This window comes from Anaplasma phagocytophilum (assembly GCF_023476575.1).
Lineage (GTDB): Bacteria > Pseudomonadota > Alphaproteobacteria > Rickettsiales > Anaplasmataceae > Anaplasma > Anaplasma phagocytophilum_A.
Genome location: NZ_JAHLEX010000124.1, coordinates 1 through 2,631, shown reverse-complemented (window position 1 = coordinate 2,631; position 2,631 = coordinate 1). Strand labels below are relative to the sequence as shown.

At 42.9% G+C, this 2,631-nt stretch carries 1 protein-coding gene; it reads right to left on the bottom strand.

The genetic code is table 11. The annotated features are described in order from the left end of the window. Positions 1-292 precede the first annotated feature (292 nt). Positions 293-1,822, bottom strand: a complete 1,530-nt coding sequence (locus tag KPX09_RS04935; RefSeq protein ID WP_249549254.1) for an acyl-CoA carboxylase subunit beta — start codon at positions 1,820-1,822, stop codon at positions 293-295. Positions 1,823-2,631: the final 809 nt, after the last annotated feature.

Below are 2,631 nucleotides of genomic sequence, written 5' to 3'. Positions count from 1 at the left end.
CAGAGTGTTGAGGATGCTAGTAAAAGTCAGATAAGTGATACCTTAGTTCAGCAGACTGCCACTCAGATATTTTTGCCTAATCTTAAGGCTACTAGTGCTTACAGAGATGTTTTTATGCTGACTGAACTGAGAGCACATCCCTCTCACATAAACCTAATAGGCTCATTACACACGTAACCGCAAAGTACACTACCTTGTTGTCATCATAGTGCAACAAAGCATCAGAATAGTTAGTGCATACCCCTTCTCTTCCTCTGCTCTAAGCATCTATATATAAAATACACTACCTGCCCTATAGCGGGAGATTGTCGTGCTTACGCCATGGACGATCGACCCTCTTATCACGCAGCATATGTAATGCATTGTATATATGCCACCTAGTAGTTGATGGCATGATCACATCATCTATAAATCCTCGAGAAGCTGCAACATACGGATTCACCACCTTGTCGTTGTACTCCCTTATTAGTTGCTTTAAGTACTCTTGGTCTTTTTCTTTACGGAATATTATTCCCACCGCACCTTCTGAGCCCATAACTGCTATTTCAGCACTGGGCCATGCATAATTAACATCCCCCCTTAGATGTCTTGAGTTCATCACTATATACGCTCCACCGTATGCCTTGCGCACAATAACGCTAACCTTTGGTACTGTTGCTTCAGCATATGCATATAACAACTTAGCACCGTGATCTATAATTCCAGAATATTCCTGCGACACGCCAGGTAAGAACCCTGGGACATCTATCAGCGTCACTAGCGGAATATTAAAAGCATCACAAAATCTCACAAACCTCGCGGCCTTTCGCGAGGAATCTATGTCAAGACACCCCGCCAAGTGCACAGGTTGATTCGCGATAATACCAACCGCACAACCACCTATCCTACCAAAACCCACAATGATATTCTTGGCAAAATCTGGCTTTATCTCAAAAAATACTCCCTCATCACACACCTTCGCAATCAATTCGCACATATCATACGGAACCGTACTGCTCCTAGGGATCAGCGTGTTCAGCGACTCATTTTCACGATCTACAGGATCTGACGTTGGCATAACCCTTACAGAGCTCCTATTGTTCGGGGGAAGAAATGACAAGAACTTACGCACCTGACATAGAGCATCCACTTCATCGTCAAAAGCCAAATCTGCAACCCCTGTCTTACGAGTATGCACCGCAGCACCACCAAGCTCCTCCTGAGTCACATCCTCGAAAGTGACCTTCTTAATCACGTCCGGCCCGGTAACAAACATACACGAGCCCCTGACCATAAATACAAAATCCGTAAGTGCAGGAGAATACACAGCACCACCAGCGCATGAACCCATGATAAGAGATATCTGCGGCACAACACCTGACATATCTACATTACGCTGAAAAATCTCACCGTAACCTGCCAAAGAATCTACTCCTTCCTGTATCCTAGCTCCTCCAGAATCGTTGATCCCGATTACGGGCACTCCCGCCTTCGCTGCCATATCCATGACGTGGCAAATCTTTTTCGCATTCATCTCACTTAGAGATCCACCAAATACAGTGAAATCCTGCGAATATACACAAACGCGCTGCCCGTAAACAGTACCGCATCCTGTAACAACACCATCACCAGCAACTTTGGATTCACTCATACCAAAGTTTACCGACCTATGTTCTACAAATACTCCGTATTCTTGAAACGACCCCTTATCGAGAAAAACGTCCAACCTTTCTCGGGCAGTAAGCCTCCCCCTGCTATGTTGCTTCTCTATCCTAGATGGCCCACCACCCAGTTTTAACTGAATTTTCTTACTCTCTAACTCCTGGAGCACCACGGGACCCATGATATACCCTGAAAAATTGAACTGTTAACTTTTTGATTATAGCAAAAAAAAGGCCCTGTACGTTAAACTAATGCACAAAACACAGAGATACACCCTGTCATGATTGCACATAATAGGATACTTTGCAACTCTAGGTTAACAGAAAGCCAAGATAGAAACCGAAATTACATACTACAGCTTATAAAAAAACTACCCACTACTTCCACGGCTTCCAGAACGGGCCATCATTCTCAAAGCAGAGTAATCAAAAAACTCGAGCATGATAGATCTAAACACCTTTTAAAAACACTTCTATCTTCAAATTAGATCCAGAGACTTACGCAGTGCTATTCAGCTATTACACATTTCTCTACTACTAAACACTGCTAATTGCCATAATCGAGAAATCCATTGTCGCATTATATCCGTTCCATCTGTAAATCCTAGCACGAATAGTTAAAGAATGAAAAATTTCCATTGCTACACTTAGTTCTTACCTCACTTGTTCTTGACCCCTGAAATACATATTATTCCTGCTTTAGCGCTCAAAAGCTGATAGCGGTATTAGTGTTTTACATATCTAAGCCAGTGCTCACATTTCTCCCATACATATGTCATGCCCCTAGGGCCTTACAAAGGCAGCAATAGCATCTACTCTTCTGTCGCAAAGTAGACGCAGCACTCATAGCCGCACTTCTAGCATCTACATCATGCCTATCTATGACAATTTTTGTACTATAAGCACACTAAGCAACCTAATGTAAACCTTTAACCACACAACAAATCTAAACCGCTAAACCAAAAGGAAGTATAGCAACACTTCTCTGCAA